Source organism: Paracoccus sp. J56 (assembly GCF_019633685.1).
Lineage (GTDB): Bacteria > Pseudomonadota > Alphaproteobacteria > Rhodobacterales > Rhodobacteraceae > Paracoccus > Paracoccus kondratievae.
The window spans coordinates 1-3908 of the sequence record NZ_JAFL01000063.1 but is presented as its reverse complement, the minus strand read 5'-3'; the positions used below and the strand labels follow the sequence as shown (position 1 = coordinate 3908).

The 3908-nt window shown below is 58.7% G+C and carries 4 protein-coding genes and 1 pseudogene; 3 read left to right on the top strand and 2 right to left on the bottom strand.

Translation table 11 applies throughout. From position 1 onward, the window contains the following. Positions 1–335: pseudogene (locus tag M511_RS19385) on the top strand (transposase); the annotation flags it as partial. A gap of 31 nt (positions 336–366) precedes the next feature. On the opposite strand, the gene M511_RS18855 reads toward M511_RS19385, so the two are convergent. Further along, a protein-coding gene (locus M511_RS18855; RefSeq protein ID WP_121986919.1) for an IS3 family transposase occupies positions 367–1535 on the bottom strand; the annotation gives its coding sequence in 2 pieces (ribosomal slippage) (positions 367–1271 and positions 1271–1535; 1170 coding nt in all). 68 nt (positions 1536–1603) lie between these two features. Between M511_RS18855 and M511_RS18850 the strand changes: the two genes are divergently transcribed. Together M511_RS18850 and M511_RS18845 are read left to right on the top strand one after the other, a co-directional pair. Next, positions 1604–2362 (top strand): mechanosensitive ion channel family protein, encoded by a 759-nt coding sequence (locus M511_RS18850; RefSeq protein ID WP_217809633.1) that lies wholly within the window; start codon positions 1604–1606, stop codon positions 2360–2362. Positions 2363–2602: 240 nt separating this feature from the next. Continuing rightward, positions 2603–3262, top strand: coding sequence for a hypothetical protein (locus M511_RS18845; protein ID WP_085503237.1), 660 nt, complete (start codon positions 2603–2605; stop codon positions 3260–3262). A gap of 51 nt (positions 3263–3313) precedes the next feature. Here M511_RS18845 and M511_RS18840 read toward each other — a convergent pair. Continuing rightward, positions 3314–3908, bottom strand: a 595-nt coding sequence (locus M511_RS18840) for a BCCT family transporter (protein WP_176224587.1), incomplete at its 5' end; no start/stop codon positions are given.

Genomic DNA, 3908 nt, shown 5'->3' with positions numbered 1-3908 from the left:
ACGGCGGAAATGACGGAGCGACTGGCGGCATAGAAACCAACCCGATCCACCTTAGCCAAGCCGCCAAACTGTCTCACCAGGCGGGTCCACCTCTCGGAGGCCATGTCGCCGACTGCAAGGCCGGCGAAGTGCTCATCCAACGCATGCCGCCGACATCTCTACTGAACGCTGACAAAGGGTATGACAGCGACGCCATCCGTCGTCAGGTCAAGGAGCGCGGCGCCTTTGCCAACATACCGCCGAAGGCAAACCGGAAGTGGAAGAACTGCTTCTCGCCCTATCTCTACCGCGACCGCAACGCCATCGAGCGCATGTTCTGCCGCCTCAAGGACTGGCCTGCCCCTATGATGTGGTCCGGTTTCAATCTTAATGCATGATCGGCTTCTGAGCCATCATCTGGGCAGATGATGGCGCTGACCCGCGTGACGGCGCGGGCCAGATTATGGCCTCCGGTGCTGGCGGTTTATAGCCGAGCGATGAGTGTGGCCGCTCGGTGTTGTAATAGCGCCGCCATGCCTCGATGATGACCTTGGCCTCGGCGAGGCTGTAGAAGATCTCACCGTTGAGCAGTTCATCTCGGAGTTTCGAGTTGAAGCTCTCGCAGTAGCCGTTCTCCCACGGGCTTCCCGGCTCGATGAACGCGGTCTTCGCACCGACGGCGACAATCCACTCCCGCACCGCTTTGGCGATGAACTCCGGGCCGTTGTCGGAACGAACATGGCCGGGCACACCGCGCAGGATGAACAGGTCCGACAGGGCGTCGATGACGTCGGTCGAGTTGAGTTTGCGAGCGATGCGGATCGCCAGGCACTCCCGGGTGAACTCGTCGATGATGTTGAGCATGCGGAACTTTCTGCCATCGTGGGTCCGGCCCTCGACGAAGTCATAAGACCAGACATGGTTGGGGTGCTCCGGCCGAAGCCGGACGCACGATCCGTCATTCAGCCAGAGACGACCTCGCTTCGGTTGCTTCTGGGGAACCTTCAGCCCCTCCCGCCGCCAGATGCGTTCGACACGCTTGGCGTTCACCGTCCAGCCCTCGGACCGCAACATCGCCGTGATCCGACGATAGCCATAGCGGCCATACCGGGAAGCGAGCCGGATAATGTCGGCGGTGAGCGCCTCTTCATCCGGCCGGCCTTGGGGCTTCTTGCGCTGGGTCGAGCGATGCTGGCCGAGGACCTTGCAGGCAAAGCGCTCCGAAACGGAGAACTTTGCCATGACATGATCGACGCAGCGACGGCGGCGGGCGGGGCTCAGTAGTTTCCCGAAGCAGCCTCTTTCAGGATCAGCTTCTCGAGCGTCAGGTCCGAAACCGCCTTGCGGAGCCGATCGTTCTCTTTCTCAAGCTCCTTGAGACGCTTCACCTGATCGCCCTTCAGGCCGCCAAACTCCTTGCGCCACCGGTAATACGTGAACTGCGTCACGCCGATCGTGCGAACCGCCTCGCCAACCGATTTTCCTTGCGACAGCAGAACATCGACCTGACGCAGCTTCGCGACGATCTCTTCGGGCTTATGCTTCTTCTGGGGCATTCCAACGTCCTCTCCAACGGCTCAATAGCCTACTTCAGGGAGGACCACTTTTCAGGGGGCAGGCCACTATGGCGGCGGTCCTCATTCTGGTGTTTCAGGATACCTTGCTGTCGTTGGTGGCAGGCATTCAGATTTCATCCACCGACATGGTGCGCGTGGGCGACTGGATTGAAATGCCCGCCTTGAATGCGGACGGCGATGTGATTGAGCTCGCGCTGCACACGGTGCGCGTCCAGAATTGGGACAAGACCATTACGACGATACCCATTCGCAAGCTGGTGACGGAATCCTTCAAGAACTGGCGCGGGATGCAGGAAGCGGGCGGGCGGCGCATCAAGCGCTCGATCTATCTCGACCAGACCAGCATCCGTTTCCTGACACCGGAAGAAATCGAAAAGCTGGGTCGTTTCCGTCTTCTGGAAAACTACCTGCAACGCAAGCAGGAAGAATTGAAGGAGTGGAACGGCAAGCTGGGTGACAAGGGAAGCGTGACCGCCAATACCCGCCGCATCACCAATATCGGCACGTTCCGCGCCTATGTGGAAGCCTATGTGCGGGCGCACCCGCAGATTCACCAGAACATGACGATTCTGGTGCGCCAGCTACAGCCGGGGCCGGAAGGGCTGCCGCTGGAAATCTATTGCTTCACGAAAACCATTGCGTGGAACGATTACGAGGCGATCCAGTCCGATATCTTTGACCACCTGTTTGCCCTGCTGCCGGAATTCGGCCTGTCGGTTTTCCAGAACCCAAGCGGCGCGGATTTCAAAGCATGGCAGGTCGAACGGCCTGCCCTGCCCGCTTCGGCAAAGGTGGTTGAAGCGTAACAAGCCCCACCATATCTGTCAGCAACAAAGCCGCCCTTGTGCAGAGGGCGGCTTTGTCGTTTTCGCGTGTAGAGTCGTCACGGTTACGTCCGCGACGAAAGCAGTTGTCGCGCTGGAAAACGGTAAGGAAAGTGCAAACCCCGAAGGGTTTTCGCGTTCCTTATGGGACCGTGCCTGAAATTGTCAGACGACAGCGGCCAAAATGCGAGAAAGTTTGGAAAAGACAGGGCGCGGGAAACAATGGTGCTGCCGCGTGTGTCGGCCACGAATGCGCCGGCGGGTAGCCCGGACATTCTTCGCCAAATCGGCCTGTCTATCGGCTCCAATCCTTATGTGTATTTTCAAGACGACGACGACCCGCTGCCGATGCATCTGGATCGACGTATGACGATGATGGAACACGGCCACCTTGACGCGGTTTTCGGCGCGACGGAAACCATTACCGAAAGGGGCGTCACCGTCGAGCAATTCCCCCGCATCGTGAATGGCCGCTTTGTCAGCGATGTGCTGGCGGGCCAAGCCGTCTTTCCATCCTACGGGCATCCGCTCGCTGCCCTGTTCACGCGAAAGGTGCTGAACCGCGTGCCGATCTATGACGGACGCCACTATCACAACGGCAGCGCCCTTCCCTTCAATGTGCGGTTCATGAACACGGGCGTCATTATCACGTCCTTGCCCGACATTTGCCGCCGTGTGCGCCTGCACGCCGATAACGACAGCGGCATTTTAGGCCCTGTGCCCGCGATGGAACTGGCGGCGGATATTCGGCGCTGGAGGGATTATATCCTCGCGCCAACCGTGGCCGCGTTTCAGGACATGGTGGCCGATTACCTTGAATCAGGTTGGGTTCAGACATTCCTTGAAATTGCAACGCTGGTAGATGAGGAATTGGGCCTATGATGGTGCCGCATCTGCGGCACCATTCTGCAAGCAACCTCTCCTGCATTTTTTCTATCGGGGTTCAGCAACAAGTCCCTTTACCAGCGCCACGCACGCGCCGAGAAGGACAATCGCAAACGGAAAACCCGTAGAAACGGCCATGGCCTGCAATGCAGCCAATCCACCACCCAAAAGCAGGGCGATAGCCAGAAGCCCCTCGAAAGTGGCCCAAAATACGCGCTGCGGAATGGGAGCATTCATCTTGCCGCCCGCGCTGATCGTGTCGATTACAAGGGAACCCGAATCGGATGAGGTCACGAAGAACACGACGACAAGAACGATGCCTATCAGCGACGTGATGGACGTAAGCGGCAATCCTGCCAGCATTTGAAACAGTTGCAGTTCAAGCGCCGCCGATTGTACCGCAGTCATGCCCTGATCGACCACTTGGCTGATAGCAGTACCGCCAAGCGCCGTCATCCAAAGCGTTGACACGATGGAAGGTATGAGAAGCACGGCAATCACGAATTCGCGCACTGTACGGCCACGGCTGACGCGGGCGATGAACATTCCTAGGGCGTGTTGACAAAAGGGATTCACCGGGCGCGGTGATCGTGATTCAAGCTGGTATCTGCAATGGAGACCAGCGTGGCACGAAACCTGATGT

Bases quoted from the DNA above. Each gene is read 5' to 3' on its own strand.
- M511_RS18850 (WP_217809633.1), top strand. From the start codon at position 1,604: ATGGCGGCGGTCCTCATTCTGGTGTTTCAGGATACCTTGCTGTCGTTG.
- M511_RS18845 (WP_085503237.1), top strand. From the start codon at position 2,603: ATGGTGCTGCCGCGTGTGTCGGCCACGAATGCGCCGGCGGGTAGCCCG.